17 protein-coding genes and 1 rRNA gene are annotated in these 17,521 nt (G+C 72.8%); 9 read left to right on the top strand and 9 right to left on the bottom strand.

Going from position 1 to position 17,521, the window contains the following annotated elements; translation table 11 throughout:
- Positions 1–80: ribosomal RNA gene (gene rrf, locus F5972_RS35025) — 5S ribosomal RNA — on the top strand; the annotation flags it as partial.
- A 56-nt stretch (positions 81–136) separates the two neighbouring features.
- A complete protein-coding gene (locus F5972_RS35020; protein ID WP_225312176.1) occupies positions 137–1,012 on the top strand; it encodes a phosphotransferase family protein in 876 nt (291 codons plus the stop codon).
- Positions 1,013–1,033: 21 nt separating this feature from the next.
- Here F5972_RS35020 and F5972_RS35015 read toward each other — a convergent pair whose 3' ends face one another.
- Genes F5972_RS35015 through pstS form a run of 5 tightly spaced genes read right to left on the bottom strand, consistent with a single transcriptional unit; the run spans position 1,034 to position 5,530 of the window.
- Positions 1,034–1,738 carry a response regulator transcription factor gene (locus tag F5972_RS35015; protein ID WP_225312175.1) on the bottom strand — a complete coding sequence of 235 codons (705 nt, stop codon included), beginning with the start codon at positions 1,736–1,738 and terminating at the stop codon, positions 1,034–1,036.
- 36 nt (positions 1,739–1,774) lie between these two features.
- Positions 1,775–2,551 (bottom strand): phosphate ABC transporter ATP-binding protein PstB, encoded by a 777-nt coding sequence (gene pstB / locus F5972_RS35010; RefSeq protein WP_150940154.1) that lies wholly within the window; start codon positions 2,549–2,551, stop codon positions 1,775–1,777.
- 3 nt (positions 2,552–2,554) lie between these two features.
- Complete coding sequence (gene pstA, locus F5972_RS35005) at positions 2,555–3,439, bottom strand: phosphate ABC transporter permease PstA (RefSeq protein ID WP_150940153.1); 885 nt, start codon at positions 3,437–3,439, stop codon at positions 2,555–2,557.
- Positions 3,436–4,416: a phosphate ABC transporter permease subunit PstC gene (gene pstC / locus F5972_RS35000; protein ID WP_150940151.1), complete on the bottom strand. Its 981-nt coding sequence runs from the start codon at positions 4,414–4,416 to the stop codon at positions 3,436–3,438. Before pstC ends, pstA begins: the two co-directional genes overlap by 4 nt.
- A 4-nt stretch (positions 4,417–4,420) precedes the next feature.
- Complete coding sequence (pstS, locus tag F5972_RS34995; RefSeq protein ID WP_150940149.1) at positions 4,421–5,530, bottom strand: phosphate ABC transporter substrate-binding protein PstS; 1,110 nt, start codon at positions 5,528–5,530, stop codon at positions 4,421–4,423.
- Positions 5,531–5,693: 163 nt separating this feature from the next.
- On the opposite strand from pstS, the gene F5972_RS34990 reads away from it, so the two are divergent.
- The 4 genes from F5972_RS34990 to F5972_RS34980 all read left to right on the top strand — a co-directional run bounded on the left by F5972_RS34990 (position 5,694) and on the right by F5972_RS34980 (position 8,279).
- Positions 5,694–6,155 carry a low molecular weight protein-tyrosine-phosphatase gene (locus tag F5972_RS34990; protein ID WP_150940147.1) on the top strand — a complete coding sequence of 154 codons (462 nt, stop codon included), beginning with the start codon at positions 5,694–5,696 and terminating at the stop codon, positions 6,153–6,155.
- Positions 6,142–6,954, top strand: coding sequence for a fructosamine kinase family protein (locus F5972_RS34985; protein ID WP_150940145.1), 813 nt, complete (start codon positions 6,142–6,144; stop codon positions 6,952–6,954). Before F5972_RS34990 ends, F5972_RS34985 begins: the two co-directional genes overlap by 14 nt.
- A 433-nt stretch (positions 6,955–7,387) precedes the next feature.
- Positions 7,388–7,537, top strand: coding sequence for a hypothetical protein (locus tag F5972_RS37670; protein ID WP_191910471.1), 150 nt, complete (start codon positions 7,388–7,390; stop codon positions 7,535–7,537).
- Entirely contained in the window at positions 7,509–8,279 is a 771-nt protein-coding gene (locus F5972_RS34980; protein WP_150940143.1) for a peptidoglycan-binding protein, read from the top strand. The genes F5972_RS37670 and F5972_RS34980 overlap by 29 nt, the downstream gene beginning before the upstream one ends.
- 76 nt (positions 8,280–8,355) lie before the next feature.
- On the opposite strand, the gene F5972_RS34975 is transcribed toward F5972_RS34980, so the two are convergent.
- Genes F5972_RS34975 through F5972_RS34965 form a run of 3 tightly spaced genes read right to left on the bottom strand, consistent with a single transcriptional unit; the run spans position 8,356 to position 10,961 of the window.
- Positions 8,356–8,814, bottom strand: coding sequence for a carboxypeptidase-like regulatory domain-containing protein (locus F5972_RS34975; RefSeq protein WP_150940141.1), 459 nt, complete (start codon positions 8,812–8,814; stop codon positions 8,356–8,358).
- Positions 8,815–8,839: 25 nt separating this feature from the next.
- Positions 8,840–9,403, bottom strand: coding sequence for an RNA polymerase sigma factor (locus F5972_RS34970; RefSeq protein ID WP_225312174.1), 564 nt, complete (start codon positions 9,401–9,403; stop codon positions 8,840–8,842).
- A gap of 55 nt (positions 9,404–9,458) precedes the next feature.
- Positions 9,459–10,961 (bottom strand): S8/S53 family peptidase, encoded by a 1,503-nt coding sequence (locus F5972_RS34965; protein WP_191910470.1) that lies wholly within the window; start codon positions 10,959–10,961, stop codon positions 9,459–9,461.
- Between the two features lie 163 nt (positions 10,962–11,124).
- Between F5972_RS34965 and F5972_RS34960 the strand changes: the two genes are divergently transcribed.
- Entirely contained in the window at positions 11,125–13,740 is a 2,616-nt protein-coding gene (locus tag F5972_RS34960) for a CHAT domain-containing protein (RefSeq protein ID WP_225312173.1), read from the top strand.
- An 11-nt stretch (positions 13,741–13,751) separates the two neighbouring features.
- On the opposite strand, the gene F5972_RS34955 is transcribed toward F5972_RS34960, so the two are convergent.
- Positions 13,752–15,620 (bottom strand): helix-turn-helix transcriptional regulator, encoded by a 1,869-nt coding sequence (locus F5972_RS34955; RefSeq protein WP_150940136.1) that lies wholly within the window; start codon positions 15,618–15,620, stop codon positions 13,752–13,754.
- A gap of 95 nt (positions 15,621–15,715) precedes the next feature.
- On the opposite strand from F5972_RS34955, the gene F5972_RS34950 reads away from it, so the two are divergent.
- Positions 15,716–16,555 (top strand): hypothetical protein, encoded by an 840-nt coding sequence (locus F5972_RS34950; RefSeq protein WP_150940134.1) that lies wholly within the window; start codon positions 15,716–15,718, stop codon positions 16,553–16,555.
- Positions 16,556–16,558: 3 nt separating this feature from the next.
- Entirely contained in the window at positions 16,559–17,515 is a 957-nt protein-coding gene (locus F5972_RS34945) for a hypothetical protein (RefSeq protein WP_150940131.1), read from the top strand.
- The last annotated feature ends 6 nt before the right edge of the window (positions 17,516–17,521 follow it).

Below are 17,521 nucleotides of genomic sequence, written 5' to 3'. Positions count from 1 at the left end.
TTCCGAACCCGGAAGTTAAGCCCGCCAGCGCCGATGGTACTGCACCGGGGACGGTGTGGGAGAGTAGGACGCCGCCGGACAATTTTTTGAGGGGGGCCATCCCGGTCGGGATGGCCCCCCTTTTTTTTGTGCCCAAATGGACTGGAGCGCTGCGGTGTTCGAGGAGATCCGCCGGTTGCTGGCCCGCCATCTGCCCGGGTACGAGGTCCGGGTGATCGACCGGCTGGGCGAGGGACAGGACAACGCCGCGTACGAGGTCAACGGCGAGCTGGTCGTGCGCCAGAGCAAGGCCGGCGATCCCGGCGAGCGTGGAGAGGCGGTCGACCGTGAGGCGGCGTTGCTCGCCGTCATGAGCGAGGTGTCGCCGCTCCCGGTTCCGCGGCCGGTTCTCGTCGTTCCCGAGGCGGGGGTGCTGGCCTATCCCAAGCTGCCGGGCCTGCCGCTCAACCGTCATCCCGTGCCCGAGCCGGCCCGTCTGGCGGCCCCTCTGGGCGCCTTCCTCAGCGCGCTGCACATGCTGCCCGTCCCGCGCGTGGAGGACCTGGTGCCGCGCGACGCCTACCCGTTGGGCGACCTCAGGGAGGAGGCCGAGGGTGACTACGCGGAGATCGCCGGCCGTCTGCCCGCGGAGGAGCGCGCGCTGGTCGAGGTGTTCCTCGCCGCCGAGGCGCCCGCGGACCCCGAAACGCTGACGTTCTGCCACAACGACCTGGGCAGCGAGCATGTGCTGGTGGACGCTGCGACGAGCACGGTGACGGGGGTTATCGACTGGACGGACGCCGCCGTCGCCGATCCCGCCTACGACCTCGCGCTCGTCTACCGGGATCTCGGCCCCGCCGTCCTCGCCCGGACGCTGGAGCACTACCAGGCCGGGCTGGACGACGCCGCTCGTGAACGGATGCTCTTCTACGCCCGGTGCGCGCTGCTGGAGGACGTCGCGTACGGCCTGCGCACGGGCATCGCGCCGTACGCGGAGGCCGGCCTGGCGCACCTCGGCCGGACCTTCTCCTGAGCCAAGAAGGCGGGCGGGCTCTCAGCCGCTGACGAGCCGGTAGCCGACGCCGCGCACCGTCTGGATCATGGTGTCCTCCACGTCGCCGAGCCGGGCGCGCAGGCGCTTCACGTGTACGGCGATCGTGTTCGTCGACATGCCGTCGGTCGAGTGCCAGACGTTGCGCATGATCTGTTCGCGGGTGACGGTCCTGTCCGCGTTGCGCATCAGGTAGTGCAGCAGCTCGAACTCCCGCAGCGGCAGGTGCACGATGCGCCCGCCGACCTTCACCTGGTACGCCGTGACGTCGAGCTCGACCTCGCCGATCGTCAGCACGGTCCGGTGGTTGTCCTGGCGCCGGAAGGCGGCCTGGACGAGGGGGAGCAGTTCGGGCACCCGGTACGGCCGGGCCACGCAGGCCGTCGCACCGGCCTCCAGGGCCCGCAACGCCTGCCCGGCATCGCTGCCGAGGTCGATGCCGAGCAGGACGGGCACGGTTCGTGCGAGCCGTACGGCCCGCACGAAGTCCACCGGCCCGACGATCGGGAGGGAGGCGCAGATCAGCACGGCGTCCGGCCGGAGCGCCCCGGCCTGCAGCAGTGCCTGGGCGCCGTCCGGCACGCCGGTCACGTCGACGCCCTCGGCCTGCATGGCGGCCGAGAGCTGTCGCACCAGACCCGCGTCCGGATCGGCCACCAGGAGCATGGGCGCCGTCCGAGTGTCCCCCTCCACTGCGGGTGCCGTCACCCGGTCCCTCCTATGCTCGTCGGCAGGAAGTGCGCGTCAGCCGAAGCGGCCGGTGATGTAGTCCTCGGTCGCCTTCTCTGCCGGGTTGGTGAAGATCTTCGAGGTCTCGTCCATCTCGACGAGCTTGCCGGGCTGTCCCTGTGCGGCGAGGTTGAAGAACGCCGTCCTGTCGCTGACCCGCGCGGCCTGCTGCATGTTGTGGGTCACGATCACGATCGTGTAGTCCTGCTTGAGCTTCGAGATCAGGTCCTCGATCGCGAGCGTCGAGATGGGGTCGAGGGCCGAGCACGGCTCGTCCATGAGCAGCACCTGCGGCCGTACGGCGATCGCGCGGGCGATGCACAGGCGCTGCTGCTGGCCGCCGGACAGGCCGGCGCCGGGCCGGGCGAGCCGGTCCTTGACCTCGTTCCACAGGTTGGCGCCCTTGAGGGAGTCCTCGACGATGCCGTCCAGCTGCGAGCGGGACACCCGGCCGTTGAGCCGCAGACCCGCCGCCACGTTGTCGTAGATCGACATCGTGGGGAAGGGGTTCGGCCGCTGGAACACCATGCCGATGGTCCGGCGGACCGACACCGGGTCGACCTCCGGGCCGTACAGGTCCTGGTCCTCCAGGCGGACCTTGCCCTCGACCCGGGCCCCGGGGATGACCTCGTGCATGCGGTTGAGCGTGCGTAGGAAGGTCGACTTGCCGCAGCCGGAAGGGCCGATGAACGCGGTCACCGAACGCGGATCGATGGTCATCGAGATGCCCTCGATGGCCTTGTGCGAGCCGTAGTAGGCGTCGAGGCCGGCGACCTCGATCTGCTTGGCCATTCCTTACCTCCTCCTCGCGGGCGAACGCCACCAGGTGATGAGGCGCGCGACCAGGTTGAGCAGCATGACGATCAGAATCAGGGTCAGCGCCCCGGTCCAGGCGCGGGCGACGGCGACGTCCGTCGGCAGGATCGTCTGGTTGAAGACGTACAACGGCAGACCCATCTGGGGGCCGTTGAACGGGTCGTTGTTGATGGAGTCCGTGACGAAGACGGTGAGGAGCAGCGGCGCCGTCTCACCGGCGACCCGGGCGACGGCCAGCATGACGCCGGTCACGATGCCGGGGAGCGCCGTGGGCAGCACCACCTTGACGATCGTGCGCCACTTGGGCACGCCCAGCGCGTACGACGCCTCGCGCAGTTCGCGCGGGACGAGGCGGAGCATCTCCTCGGTGGCCCGGACCACCACCGGCATCATCAGGATCGACAGCGCGAGCGCGCCGGCGAAGCCCGAGAACGACATGCCGAGCACCAGGATCCAGAAGGCCAGGACGAAGAGGCCGGAAACCACGGAAGGGACGCCGGTCATGACGTCCACGAAGAAGCTGATGATCCTCGACAACCGGCCGCCCTCGCCGTACTCGACGAGGTAGACCGCGGTGAGCAGGCCGATCGGCACCGCGATGAGCGAGGCGAGCAGCACCTGTTCGAGCGTGCCGATGATCGCGTGGTAGGCGCCGCCGCCGGCGTCCCTCGCCCCGATGTTGCGCATCGAGTGGGTGAAGAACTCCATGTCGAACCGGCCGATGCCGTTCTTGACGACGAGCCACAGCACCGACACGAGCGGGATGACCGCGAGCGCGAACGCCAAGTAGACGAGCACCTGGACCAGGCGGTCCTTCGCTCGCCGCGTCGCGGAGATGGGCTGGATTCCGGTCTGTACGGTCACGCTGCGGCCCTCGCGTACTCCTTGCGGCGGGCGATGATGAAGCGGGCGGCCATGTTCACCAGCAGGGTGATGAGGAACAGGACGAGACCCGAGGCGATCAGCGCGCCGCGGCCGACCTCGGTCGCCTCGCCGAATCCGTTGGCGATGTTGGCGGCGATGCTGTTGCCGTACGGGCCGAGGATCTGGAACGAGATCTTGAAGGTCGCCGGGAAGATGAGCGCGACGGCGATGGTCTCGCCCATGGCCCGGCCGAGGCCGAGCATCGCGGCGCTGATCACGCCGGGCCGGCCGAACGGCAGGACCGCCGTCCGGATCATCTCCCAGCGCGTCGCGCCGAGCGCCAGCGCCGCCTCCTCCTGCATCTTGGGGGCCTGCAGGAAGACCTCACGGGAGATCGCGGCGATGATCGGCAGGATCATGATGGCGAGCACGAGCGACGCGGTGAGCATGCTCTTGCCCACGATCGACTCTCCGCTGAACAGCGGGATCCAGCCGAAGTAGTCGTTGAGGAACGTCGACGGCCCGAGCATGAACGGGACGAGGAAGGTGACGCCCCACAGCCCGTACACCACGCTCGGGACCGCCGCGAGGAGGTCCACGACGTAGCCCAGCGCCGAGGCGAGCCGCCGGGGCGCGTAGTGGGAGATGAAGAGCGCGACGCCCACGGCCACCGGGGTGGCGATCAGCAGCGCGAGCAGCGAGCTGAGCACGGTGCCGAACGCCAGCGCACCGATGCCGAAGACCGGCTTGGTCGCGTTCGGCTGCCAGGTCAGCTCGGTCAGGAAGTGGGAGGTGTTCGCCTGGAGGGCGGGGACGGCCTTGACGACCAGGAACAACCCGATCGCGGCCATGATCGCCAGCAGGACGACGCCGGCGCCGGTCGAGGCGAAGCGGAACGGGCCGTCGCCGCGGCTGCGCCGGAAGGCGGACCGGCGCAGGGCCGGTCCGCTCTCCGTGGTTCTGGTTGGTGTGGCCATGTGGTTAGGAGATGGCCTCGACGGCGGTGCGGACCTTGGTCAGCAGGCTCGACGGCAGCGGGGCGTAGCCGAGGCTGGTCAGCGCCTGCTGGCCCTCGTCGCTGGAGGTGTAGCCCAGGAACGACTTGACCAGCTTCGCGTCGTCGGCCGACAGGCCCTTCTCGCAGGTGATCTCGTAGGTCACCAGGACGATCGGGTAGGCGCCCGAGGCCTTGGTGGCGTAGTCGATCTTCAGCTTGAGGTCGTTGCCGGTGCCCTCGACCTGGGCGGCCTCGACGGTCTTGGCCGCGTTCTCCGGGGTGAGCTCGACGAACTCGCCCGAGCCGTTGGCCACCTTGGCCTTCTGCAGCTGCGAGTTCTCCGCGAAGGACAGCTCGACGTAGCTGATCGCGCCCTCGGTGCTCTTGATGCTGGAGGCGATGCCGTCCGAGCCCTTCGCGCCCTGACCCTGAGCCTCGGCCGGCCACGCCTTCGCCGGCTCGTACGGCCACTCGGCGGTGGCCTTGAGGAACTTGGTGAAGTTGTCGCTGGTGCCGGACTCGTCCGAGCGGTGGAACGCCTGGATGGCGGTCGAGGGCAGCTTCGCGTCGGGGTTGTCGGCCTTGATGGCCGGGTCGTCCCACTTGGTGATCTTGCTGTTGAAGATGCCGCCGACGGTCTTCGGCGAAAGCTGCAGGCCGTCCACACCCGGCAGGTTGTAGACGACGGCCACCGGGCCGGTCACCATCGGCAGGTTGATCGCCTTGCCGGTCTTGCAGCGGGCGTCGGCCTGGGCGGGCTCGCCCTTGTCGTCCTTGAGCGCGGAGTCGGAGCCGGCGAAGGCCACCGTGCCCTGGATGAACGCCTGGACACCGGCGCCCGAGCCGCTCGGGTTGTAGTTGATGCTGACGCCGGGGTTCGACGACTGGAAGTTCTTCTTCCACTCCGCGATGGCGTTCGCCTGGGCCGAGGAACCGGCGGCGTTGATGGTGCCCTTCAGGCTGTCGTCGCCCTGGGCGGGAGCGGCGGCGCCCGCGGTGGCTCCCGCGTCGCCCGAGTTGTCATCGGTCCCGCATGCGGCGAGCGAGAGCACGCCGGCGAGGGTGGCGGCTGCGAGCCGGCCTGCATACTTCACGGTTGTTCCTCCCCTTGTCTTCTCAACACCAGGGACGGTAGGGAGCCGAGGTGACTTAAAACCTTGGTAAAGGTGAACGCGTAGTGAACGCCCCCGGTCGCTCTTGTGCGGCCTCCGGGAGATAACGAGCAGGTCACGGGCGTTATGGGAGAGACTTGAGTTCATGAAGCGTGTATGTCTGGTCTGCATGGGCAACATCTGCCGCTCCCCGATGGCCGAGGTGGTGCTGCGCCGTACGCTCGCCGAACGCGGGCTCGACGACGTCGAGGTGGACAGCGCCGGCACCGGCGGCTGGCACGCCGGGGAGCCGATGGACGAGCGGGCGCTGGCCACGCTGGCCGACCACGGGTACGACGGCTCGGCGCACCGGGCCCGCCAGTTCGACCCGGCGTGGTTCGCCGAGCGCGACCTGATCCTCGTGATGGACCGCGACAACCTCCGTGCCGTACGGCGGCTCGCGCCGCCGGACGCCGACGTGCGGATGCTGCGCTCGTTCGACCCGGCGGCCCCCGAGGGCGCCGAGGTGCCCGACCCCTACTACGGGGGGCGGCAGGGCTTCACCGACGTGCTGCGCATGGTCGAGGCCGCCTGCGAGGGGGTGGCGAAGTACCTTGAGGATCATTAGGGATCTGGGCGACGGCCACGCGTGGACCCTGCACGAGGGCCTGCTCGACGACGGCCGCCGCGTGTTCGTCAAGAAGGGCTCTGGTGACGCGGCCAGGGTCCTGGAGAGCGAGGCGGCCGGCCTGCGGTGGCTCGCCGAGCCGCGGGCCGTGGCCGTGCCCGAGGTGCTCGCCGCCGAGGGCGGGACGCTGGTGCTGGAGTGGATCGACACCGCGCCGGCGACCGCGGCGGCGGCCGAGCGGTTCGGGCGGGACCTCACCGCCCTGCACGCGGCCGGGGCCGGCGCCTTCGGCGCGCCCTGGCCCGGCTACATCGCCGAGTTGCCGATGGACAACGACCCCGCGCCGGACTGGCCGTCGTTCTACGTCTCCCGCCGGGTCCTGCCGTTCGTACGGCTCGCGCGGGACCGGGGTGTGCTCCCGGCCCGGGACGTGAGCCTCGTGGAGGAGGCGTGCGACCGGGTGGCGGAGGTGACCGGGCCGCCGGAGCCGCCCAGCCGGATCCACGGCGACCTGTGGAGCGGAAACCTGCTGTGGTCCCGCGGCGGCGGGGCCGTGCTGGTGGACCCGGCCGCCCACGGCGGCCACCGCGAGACCGACCTGGCGATGCTCGCGTTGTTCGGCGCGCCGCGCCTCGACACGATCCTCGGCGCCTACCGCGAGGCGGCGCCACTCGCCGCCGGGTGGCGCGAGCGAGTGCCGCTGCACCAGCTTCACCCGCTGGCCGTCCACGTCTGCCTGTTCGGCGAGGCCTACCGCGGCAGCCTGCTCACCGCCGCGGGCGACGTGCTCGCCCTGTGACGGGAGCACAGTGACCGGAGCACAGCGATGTGAGCCCCACGATGTGAGCACGGCCAGTTGAGCACGGCCAGTTGAGCACGGCGATTTGAGTACGGTCCTACTCATGCGGCGCCCGGCTCCCCGCGCGCACCCTCGTCTGCGGACGAACGTTGCCATACGGTGCCCGCGCGCGCATTGTTCGCGTCGGCGCGCACGCTCTTCCCCGCCGAGCCCGCGATGCTCTCCGACCTGGTGAACGGCATGGTGTCAGGCGCGGCGGGCACGGGGCGTGGCGCACCGGTCTCGTCACGCTCGGCCTGGACCCGGAGGGCCGGAGCCTCCGTACGAGTGTCGGGATCTCGCCCGGAATACCAGCGCGAACAGGAAAATCGCCGCGAATCGGAGTAGGGGCCTACTCATGTCCGGACGGGCGTCCGCGCGGTGCCATGAAGGTATGACCGGTGACACTCTCCCGCCCGTCGAGCCCAGGCCGGAGCCCGGGCCCGTGCCGGGCGACCCGCCCCAGATCTTCGAGGAGCCCGACTACGACGCGATCGACGAGGAGGTGACGCGAGGTGCCCAAGGCCGGCGAGCTGCTCCGTGAGATGAGCAGGTATCTCGGCTACCACGAGCCGCCCAGTGGCGAGACGGTGTTCGGGGTGACCTTCCGCAAGCGGAAGAACCTGCGGCCCGAGGCGGCGTTCGACCGGGGGCCGTGGTGCGACATGTTCGTGGCGCAGTGCGCGCTCGCGGCGGGCGGGCCGGCCATGCTGCGTCTCGTGGGCGACTTCAGCCTGACCACCGCCCACGCCGCCTGGTTCCGGGACAACGGGCGCTGGCGCCGCGGCGCCGCGGGCATCCGGCCGGGCGACATCGTCTTCTTCGACTGGCACGGCGAAAAGGAGCTCAAGTTCATCGACCACGTCGCCACGGTGGAGAAGGTCTTCTCGCCCGACGACATCCAGACGATCGAGGGCAACATCGGCGATTCCTGTGTCAGGCGCCGCCGGACGAGCGCCTTCGTCGCCGGGTACGGCCGCCCGGCCTACGACGGACTGCCGTCAGAGCCGGACGTCTCGCTCATCTCCGTTCTCGCCGAGCTGGGGGACGCCCCCGCGTTTCCCGGCGTCGTCCAGCTCGGCCAGAAGGGCGCGAACGTCCGGCGGGCGCAGGAGAAACTGCGACGGCGCCGGTTCGGCCTCGGGCCGTCCGGGATCGACGCCGACTTCGGCCCCGGCACCAGGTCGGCGGTCATGGACTTCCAAAGGAGTCAGGGGATCGAACCGACCGGCATCGTCGACGCGAAGACCTGGAAGGCGCTGTGGGAGGCCCCGATCACCGTCTGAGCCGTACGCCGCCGAGGGCCGCCCTCTCCCGCTTCAGGAGTCGCGGGGGAGGGCGACGCCGTGTCGCCGCCGGAGGTCAGACGGTGACCCACTCGGTCGTGAACGCGGTGTCGCCGGCCCGGCAGCGTACGCTGAACGGCCCGGACGGCACATCGCCGATGGTGAAGCGGCCGAGGCCGTCGGTGGTCACGGTGCGGGGCGAGGCCCCTCGCACCTCCACCGTCGCCTGCCGTGCGGGCATCACCTGGCCGACGACACGCCCGCCCGCGCCGGACGGGGTGATCTCCAGGTCGATCGACATCCCGGGGCCGTCGAAGGTCAGCAGCCGGGGCTGCGCACCGCCGCGCACCGGGGCAGGTCCGGCCAGGGAGTCGAAGGTCAGATCGGCGAGCTCGGCGTCGACCGCGCGGAAGGCGTAGGCCCCCCTCGCGACACGCAGGAGGCTCTCCGGCACCGGGTCGATGAGCTCGGCGGCCCGGCGCAGCCGTCCTTCCAGCTCGCGCAGCCGCCCTTCCAGCTCCGCGTCCTCGTTCACACCGCGCCTCCTCGAATCCGGCGGCTCATCCGGCGAGCATCTTCCGCAGATGCGCCAGGCAGCGGCCCCGGGTCGGTCCGATGCTCCCGATCGCGATGCCGAGGCCGGCCGCCACCTCGGCGTACGACGGCGGGGGCGAGGCCATGAGCACCCGCAGCAGGCGCCGGCAGTTCTCCGACAGCCGCTCGTACGCCTCCCAGACCCTCCGCAGCAGCGCCTCCTGGCCGTCGGCCTCCTCGGCCTCCAGGACGGCCCGTTCCGGCGACCGGTCGTCGGCGCCGGGGGACAGCACGTCCAGGTCGCTCGTCGGGATGACCCGTCGGGAGCCCCGGATGACCTTGAGGCACTCGTGCCTGGCGGTGGTGGCCAGCCACGAGCCGACCCGGTCCGGCTCCTTGATCCTCCCGAGGTTGTCGGCGAGACGGAACCAGCAGGTCTGGAAGACCTCGTGGGCGTCGGCGTCGATGAGCCGGTAGGACCGGATGACCGACCACACGAGCGGGCCGAGGCGCCTGACGAGCGCCTCCCAGGCCGCGCCGTCGCCGTCGGCCGCGGCCCGGAAGAGATGTTCCGTTGAGTCGCTGTCCACGAGACCCGTCCTCACATCCGGGGTGAGCATGGTACGCAGGATCCCCGGCGCGGTGCTACCGGACTTCCTGGTCCACGAACAGCCGCGGCAGCGGCCTTCCGTCCCGGCCCCGGACGGCCTGGGCGTCGGCCCGGTCGAGCAGCCATCGGGCGGCCTCCCCGCTCGACTCCCCGGCGGCCGACATCCGGGCGGCGATCAGCCCGGAGACGAGCGGCGTGGCGAACGACGTGCCGCTCCACCGGGCCAGGCCGTGGAAGAGCCCGTCACCGGGGCCGTCGTAGCCGTCCTCGTCCTCCGGCTTCTCCTCGAAGATCTCGTCGTCGGGGTGCAGGGGGGTGTAGGAGCCGAACGCGAAGGCGTTCACCAGGAAGGAGCCGCGGGCGTAGACGCTCACCCAGGGGCCGTGGTCGCTGTACACCGCCCGGCGGCTCTGCGTGGCGTCGAGCGCTCCGACGGCGATCACGCTCGGGTCGTGCCGGGCGTAGGCGGCAGGGTAGAAGGGGGCGGTGCTCGCGTCGTTCCCGGCCGCCGCCACCAGCACCGTCCTCTCGCGCCTGTGCAACTCCTCCATGAACTCGTCGAGGCTGCCGAGGGACTCGCCGGGCAGGGGACGCACGCCCGCGGAGAGGCTGATGACGTCGGGCCAGGCGCCGTTGCGGTCCTCGTAGTCGGCGAGGGCGTCGAGCAGACGGTGCCCGAACTCCGCCGCGTCCATGGTCCCCGCCCACTGGAGCCTGTTGTAGGTCCGCACCCTGGCTTCGGGCGCGACGCATCGCACCACCCCGGTGACGAACGTGCCGTGCCCGACGTACTCGTGGATGACGCCGTCGTCCGGCCGGCCCCTGAGCTCGCCCGCGACCCGCCCCTCCAGCCTGCCGTCCACCTGCCCGGAGCGGTCCCGCAACCAGGGGTACGCCTCGAGGTGGTCCTCCCGGTCCCAGTCCACCACCAGGCCGGTGTCGATCACGACGACCGACGTGCCCAGCCCGGCGTAGGCGTCGGTGCTCACCGCTGGGACGGGACGCGCGCTGCGCGGTATGCGGGGCTCGTCGGCCGGGCAGAGGTTCACGTTGCAGATGGAGACGAGGTAGTTGGGGGCCACCGGCGCGCCTTCTGGAAGGCTGCGCAGCGCGTCCAGCACGCGCGACCCGCCGGTCCCGGGCTCCGCGGTGAGCCGCATGACGGTCCGCGCGGACGGCTCGCGGCTCCGCGCGACGTCCTCCTCCACCCCGGGCACCAGGCGCCGCAGCATGTCGCGGCCCTCCTCGTCGTGGCAGATGAGCACGTCCTTCTCGTAGACGTAGCCGGGCTCGAAGGCGTCGAGGGGCGGAGGCGCGAGCGTCGTGAGCCCCGAGGCGAGCGCCTCGCGATACCCGCGATCCTCCGGAGCCTGGACCACGTGGCACCGGGCGACGGGACCGCCGGGGTCGCGTGTGGCGGACGCCTCGGCCACCTCCAGCCACATCCCGGCCGGAAGTTCCGCCAGGACCAGCCCGAACTGTCGCCAGAACCGGCGGTGGAGGGCGTCCGGGGAGGGTTGTGCCGGTGCCGTGTCCATGACGGTTCCCTTCCTGTGGTCGCCTGGATCCCCTATGAGGAGCGGCGTCGTCCAGCGCTGATACACCGGCCGGCGAGAGCCCTGGCGGAACCGCCGGCAGGAGGAGGGCCCCGATGGGCAGCAGTGTGGACGAACCGGCGGGCCCGCGTCTAGCATCCCTTCCGTGGCAGGGGACCCCCGAGATTCGCTCGACCTGCTGCCCCTGGTCTTCTCCCGGCCGCGTAAGGCCCTCGCGGGCGCGCGTGCCCTGCTCGCCGGCCGGCCCGGGCCGTTCGAGGCGTCGGTGGCCCACCACGTCCTCGGCCTGTTCGAACGGGACTTCGGCGACCTCACGGCCGCCCTCGGGCATCTGCGGCGGGCCCGCGCGCTGGCCCGGAGGACGGGCTCGGCCGCCCGCGAGGCCGACGTCCTGGCGACTCTGGGCATCGCCCTCGTCCACTCCGGCCGTACGCGGCCGGGCCTGGCGGCGCTTGAGCAGGCCCGCGCGCGGTCGACGGGCATGTCCGCAGCCAAGATCCTCTTCCTGCGCGCGGGGGCGCTGTGGATCCTCGGACGGCACCACGAGGCCCTCGACGACCTGCGGCGGGCGCTCCCGGAGCTGCGCAGGGCGGACGACACGATCTGGACGGCCCGGGCGCTCACCCTCCGCGCCACCCTGCTGCTCGCGCTCGGTTCCGTGGAGCGCGCGGACCAGGACTTCCGCGTCGCCGAGCGGCTGTGGGCGACCACGGACCAGGAGCACGACAAGGTCGTGGCGCTGGAGAACCGCGGTCGCGCCGCCTTCCGGTCGGGAGACCTCCCGGCCGCCCTCGGCCACTTCGACGAGGCGGCCAGACGTTACCTGGCCTTGGGCACGCCCGCCTTCGTCATGGAGATGGAACGCTGCGCCGCGCTCATGGCGGCGGGCTTGCCGCGTGAGGCGCTCGAGCGCGCGGACGCCTCGATCGACCTGCTGGACCGGACCGGCGGGCAGCCGACGAGGCGGGCGCAGCTCCTGTTCACCGCCGCGGGCGCGGCGCTCGCGGCGGGCGACCCCGAGACGGCCATCGCGCGGGTACGGCCGGCGATCCGGCTGTTCGCGGCTCAGAAGCGGGAGTGGTGGGAGACGCACGCCCGGCTGACACTGTGCCAGGCCCGCTTCGCCTCGGGGCGGATCTCCCCGAGCCTGGCCCGGGACGCCGCGGCCCTCGCCACGACGTTGTCCCGGCTGGGCTCACCCGAGGACGTCCAGGCCTTTCTGCTGGCCGGCCGGGCCGCCCTCGCACTGGGCCGGGCCGGGGAGGCGGCGCCCCACCTGACGCGAGCCGCGCGCGGGCGGTTCAGGGGACCGGCTTTCGCGCGGGCCGACGGCTGGCTCGCCCACGCGTTGCGGGCCGAGTCCGAGGGGCGGCCCCGGGGCGTGCTCGACGCGTGCCGCCGGGGGCTCGACGTGATCGACGAGCACAGGCTGACGCTTGGCGCGTCCGAGCTGCGGGCCCGCGCCACGGCCCGGGGGGCGGAGCTGGCGGCGCTCGCGCAGCGGGTCAGCCGCCGGTCCGGGGACGCGCGGCGGCTCCTCGCGTGGAGCGAGCGCTGGCGGGCGACCGCCCTGGCGGTGCCGCCCGCGCGCTCGCCCGGCGACCGGGAGTTGCTGCGCGATGTCACGGCCTTCCGTGAGATCGCGAGCCGGGCCGACGCGGCACGCTCCGCAGGCGCCCCCGTCGCCTCGCTCGATCGGGAACGGGCCCGGCTGGAGCGGGAGATCCGCGGCCGGACACTGACCATGCGCGCCCGGGGGGAGCCGGGTGGTGACCGCTTCGACGCCGGGGCGCTGCTCGGCAGGCTCGGCGGCACCGTGCTGGCCGAGATCGCGGAGATCGACGGTGACCTGCACGTGCTGCTGTGCGGCGAAGGGCGGGTCCGCGGATACGCCGCGGGGCGGATCGCCGACGCGGCGGCCGAGGTGGAGCATCTGCGCGCGGGGCTGCGACGGCTGGCCTACGAGGGAGCGCCCCAGCGGCTCGCGCTGGTCGAGGAGGCCGGGCGGCGCCTCCAGGACATGCTCTTCGGGCCGGCCGCCCGGCGTCTCGGGGAAGGGCCGGTCGTGATCGTCCCGCCGGGCCGCCTGCACGGCGTGCCGTGGGCCGTGCTCCCCGCGCTGCGCGACCGCGTCGTGAGCGTGTCGCCGTCCGCCCGCGCCTGGCTGCGGGCGGTCGATCTCGTCCCTCCGCCCACCGGCGACTCGGCGTCGGGAATCGTGCTCGTCCGGGGCCCCGGCCTGGGCAGCGGCGGGGGAGAGGTGCCGCCGCTCGCCCGGCTGTACGGCGGCGCCGCCGTCCTGGAGGACGGTGGCGCGACGGCGTCGGCCGTCCTCAAGGCGATCGACGGCGCCCGGCTCGCGCACATCGCCGCGCATGGGATCTTCAGAGCCGACAGCCCGATGTTCTCCAGCCTTCGCATGGCCGACGGCCCGCTGACCGTGTACGAGTTCGAGCGGCTGGGCCGGGCACCCCATCAGATCATCCTGCCGAGCTGCGACTCCGGCGGCCTGCAGCCCGTGGGCGCCGACGAGTTGCTCGGCCTCGCCGCCGCGCTGCTCCCACTGGGAACGGCCGGCATCGTCGCGGGTCTCGTCCCGGTGCACGACGAGGCCGTGATCCCCCTGATGCTGGCGCTCCACGCCGGGCTGAGCGCCGGGCGTTCCACCGCGGAGGCTCTGCGCGACGCCAGGCGGGAGATCCCGGACGATCCACTCCACCAGGCGACCGCGTGGTCCTTCACGGCGATCGGCGCGGCCTGACGGGAACGTTCCTACGCCAGGCCGATCAGTCGTCCCAGAGAGCCCCTGTCGCTGCTGCCGAGCCTCTGGTAGGCGCGGCACAACTGGTTGCCGACGGTGCGGATCGACAGGCCGAGCCGCTGGGCGATCTCCCTGTTGGTCAGGCCGGCCGCGGCGAGCGCGGTGATCTGCCGCTGCCGCGGGGTGAGCCGAGGGGTGGCGAGGCCGAGCAGCACCGGGGTGCGGGCGCCCTGGCAGGCCTGGGCCAGGGCCGACGCGTGCGCCAGGGACGCCGCGGCGGCGCGACCGTTCCGGTGGGCGTTCGCGGCGTGCCCGGCGGCCTCGGCCGCGTGCAGCAGCAGGCCGAGGTCGGCGAGTCTGCGCGCCGTCTTGTCGAGCGCCGCCCCGTCCCGCGCGGCCAGCGCCGCCGCGTGCTCGGCGAGCACGGCGGCGAGGTCGCCCCTCATCGTCTCAGCCAGGCCGTCAAGCCGCCTCGTCACCAGTTCGGGTGCGCCGAGCCGGGCCACGTCGTGCAGCGCGAACAGGTCGTCCGCACCGTCGTGTCCCGCGCTCCCCGCCGCCGCGAGCGCGCACCGCAGCGCCCCGTCCAGGTCGCCCCGCGCGGCCAGGACCCACGCGCGGGCGGACGCGTCGTCCCCGCACCGGCCCAGCGCCTCCTCGGCGGTGCGCAGGTCACCGATGTGGGCGGCCGCCCGGGCGAGCTCGGCGGAGCAGGCGTGGTGCCCGGGGACGCGCCGCGTCCCCTCGCCGCTCCAGGCCACCGCCTCCCGGACCTCCCCCCGCAGCCGGGCGAGCCACGCCCTGCGGGCGCAGAAGTCCGCCATCCCGGGCTGCTCCCAGCCCGCGTCGTCCTCGGCGAGGCGCTCGCCCGCACCGGGGGTGAGCCCGGTGAGATCCCCCGCGTAGGCGCGTGCCGTCAACTCCGCGACCTGCGCCGAAAGGGCCCACGCCACATCCTGCGGCGGCCGGGCCGCACCGGCGAGCCGCCGCGCCCGCAGGCGGCCGGCACCGGCGCGCAGAAGGGCGCCGAACAGGGGGTGGACCAGCCGCACCCGTAAGTCGTCGTCGATGACGACGAGGCCCCTGGCCTCCAGCCGCTCCAGCACGGGAGCGGCGGCGGCCCCGGCCACCAGCGGTTCGGCGAAGGCGACGAGCTCCAGGGCCTCCCGTTCCGCGTCGTCGACCTCCCCGATCTCCGCCGACACCAGATCGCGCAGGGTCGCCGTGACCGGCACCTCGCCCCGCCAGCGCCACACGCCGTGCACCCGGTCCAGGGCGGACGCCTCACGGGTGGCGGCGACCAGCTCGCGCAGCAGCCGCAGATCACCGCCGCAGACCCGGTGGAACCGCCGTACGGTGAGCTCTTCGACGTGGGCGCCGAGCACGCGGGCGAGGAGCTCGCCCGTCCGGTGCACGGAGAGGGGCGTGAGGTCGAGACGGGGCAGCACGTGCCGCCGCCATAACTCCGCCACAGCCTCGGGCACCGGTTCGTCCGCACGGACCGTGACGAGCAGATGCGCGTCCCCGTGCGCGGCGAGGTGGTGGACGAGGGCCGCGGACGCGTCGTCGAGCAGGTGGGCGTCGTCGATCACGAGCACCCGCACCCAGCGCAGCGCCCGCACGGCCCGGCTGAGCGAGTCGGCGGCCGAGCCCGGCAGCAGATGGGCGAACGCGCCGAAAGGGAGCGACGCGCTCCCGCGGGTGCCCGTCACCCAGACGTGCGCCAGACCCGCGACGGCCTCCGCGGCCAGGCGGCTCCTCCCCGCGCCCGCCTCGCCGGCGACGACGATGCCGCGCCTGACACCGCGTACGGCGGCGCGCACCGTCTCGAGCTCCTCCGCCCGGCCGCAGAACCGCCATGGGTCTCGTGGATCGTTCATGTCCTCATGAGCTCCGGGGCGGGCACCTGATACATCCTCTCTGTGAGTAGGGGGCTACTCTTGGCGGGCCCGCGGGCCGTTCTTACCGTCGCCCCATGAGACGCCGCAGGACAGCGATTCGCAGAGCCGTTCAGGCACGGGCCGAGGCGAGCCCGCGACACCGGTGGACCTGGATCCTGCCGGTGGCGCTCGTCGTGATCGCGCTGGCCGCCTGTGATCCGCAGGAGGACGAAGGAGCGGCCCCGGCCGCGACCACCGGTGCCTCGACCGGCGCGGCGGCCGGCGGCGGCAAAGGGCTGAAGGGCGGGACGGGGTCCGGAGGCGGCGGGGGAAACGGGCGCAAAACCGGGCACTTCACCCTCACGTCGGGCCCGACGCTCGACGGCGACTTCAGCGGCCCCCAGGGTACGGGGGGCGGCGGCAGCGTCTGCGTGACGCTGTCCAGCCCCGTCCCCGGCGAGGTGCGGGTCGTGCGGGTGCGCCTGGCGCAGGACGGCCCGGGGGAGATGGTCGCCGTTCCCTCAGGTTATCCCTGTACGTTCGACGGCCCGGCCGCTTCCTGCGAGGGGACGGTGCTCACACCGGGGGGTTCCGTGTGCCGGTTCGGTCTCGACGGAGAAGGAGACGCCGACTCGAGGGCCCGGCTCGTCCTGACGCTGGAGCGGACGTGCGTCGACCACGAGGCCCCCGTCTGCGACGGCATCTCCGCGTCCCCCTCGCCCGCCCATCCGGCCGTCGTGACCTGGAAATACACCTTCACGTACTACTACTGTCCCAATCCGGCCGTAGGCTTCCCCGGCATCCACACCATCCCCTGCCCCCCGCCGTCGGGGCAGCCCGGCCAACTCGCGTCCACCACGCCGACCCTCACCGGCGAGCCTACCGAGCCGGCGCCCACTGATCAGGCTCCCACTGACGAGCCGGCACAGGGGTGAGGCATGACCGGGGAGAGGGAGGAGGAGGCCCCGCAGCCGAGCCCGCTCGAACGCAGGTTCGCCGCGTTCGCGCAGGCCGTGGGCATCGGCGCGCTGCCGCCGAGCATCGCAGTCGGCCTGCTCTTCTACTTCGGTTACGTGTCGAGCCGCCGCCGCTTCGCGCTGTTCGGCCTGGATCTCGACATGCTCGACCTGTCGACGCAGGCGGTACTGCTGTACGGCTCGGAGGCGCTGTGGTTCCCCCTCACCGCGCTGTTCCTCGTCGCGCTCCTGGCCCTGTGGGGCCACGTCGAGGTCAACCGCCTCGTACGGCGCCGCCGGCGCGCGTCGATCGACGATCCCGCCGTGCGGTCGCCCGCGCTCACGGTGACCGGATGGGCGTTGCTCGTGGTGGGCGTCCTCCTGGTCGGCAGGGGTGTGGCGGGGACGCTCGCCCCCGACGTCGCCGCCCGCGAGACGCCCGGGACCAGCGCGCTCTGCCTCGGCGCCGGGATTCTGCTCGGCGCCTACGGCCGCTGGCTGGTCACGTGGCGCCGCGTCCATCGGCAGCGGCTGTTCGAACGTGCCGCGGCCGTGGCCGTCGTCTCGCTGGCGGTCGCGAGCCTGTTCTGGGCCAGTGCCGGCTACGCGATCGCGTACGGCAGGAGCCGCGCGGCCGACTTCGTCGCCGGCCTCGACCGCCGGCCCGAGGTCGTGCTCGACACCACCGAGCCGCTCAACCTGGGACCGCAGTTCGCCGGCGTCACGGAGTCGAAGCTCCCCGCGGGTAAGGGCCGCCGGTTCGCCTACCGGTACCGTCACCTGCGCCTGCTCACCGAGTCCGGCGGCCGCCTGTTCCTGATCCCCGCCGAATGGCCGACCGGATCACGGTGGCCCCTCGTCTGGCGGGGCGGCGGCACGCTCCTCGTGCCGTACGACGATCACGTCCGGCTGTCGTTCCTGCCGTACGCCGGTCCCTGAGCCCGG

The organism is Microbispora cellulosiformans (assembly GCF_008728085.1).
Taxonomy (GTDB): domain Bacteria; phylum Actinomycetota; class Actinomycetes; order Streptosporangiales; family Streptosporangiaceae; genus Microbispora; species Microbispora amethystogenes.
The sequence above is the reverse complement of the archived record's forward strand: the minus strand, read 5'-3'. Positions and strand labels throughout refer to the sequence as shown.

Bases quoted from the DNA above. Each gene is read 5' to 3' on its own strand.
- F5972_RS34990 (WP_150940147.1), top strand. From the start codon at position 5,694: ATGAAGCGTGTATGTCTGGTCTGCATGGGCAACATCTGCCGCTCCCCG.
- F5972_RS34945 (WP_150940131.1), top strand. From the start codon at position 16,559: ATGACCGGGGAGAGGGAGGAGGAGGCCCCGCAGCCGAGCCCGCTCGAA.
- F5972_RS37670 (WP_191910471.1), top strand. From the start codon at position 7,388: ATGACCGGTGACACTCTCCCGCCCGTCGAGCCCAGGCCGGAGCCCGGG.
- F5972_RS35020 (WP_225312176.1), top strand. From the start codon at position 137: ATGGACTGGAGCGCTGCGGTGTTCGAGGAGATCCGCCGGTTGCTGGCC.
- pstB (WP_150940154.1), bottom strand. From the start codon at position 2,551: ATGGCCAAGCAGATCGAGGTCGCCGGCCTCGACGCCTACTACGGCTCG.
- F5972_RS34950 (WP_150940134.1), top strand. From the start codon at position 15,716: ATGAGACGCCGCAGGACAGCGATTCGCAGAGCCGTTCAGGCACGGGCC.
- pstC (WP_150940151.1), bottom strand. From the start codon at position 4,416: ATGGCCACACCAACCAGAACCACGGAGAGCGGACCGGCCCTGCGCCGG.
- F5972_RS34955 (WP_150940136.1), bottom strand. From the start codon at position 15,620: ATGAACGATCCACGAGACCCATGGCGGTTCTGCGGCCGGGCGGAGGAG.
- F5972_RS34965 (WP_191910470.1), bottom strand. From the start codon at position 10,961: ATGGACACGGCACCGGCACAACCCTCCCCGGACGCCCTCCACCGCCGG.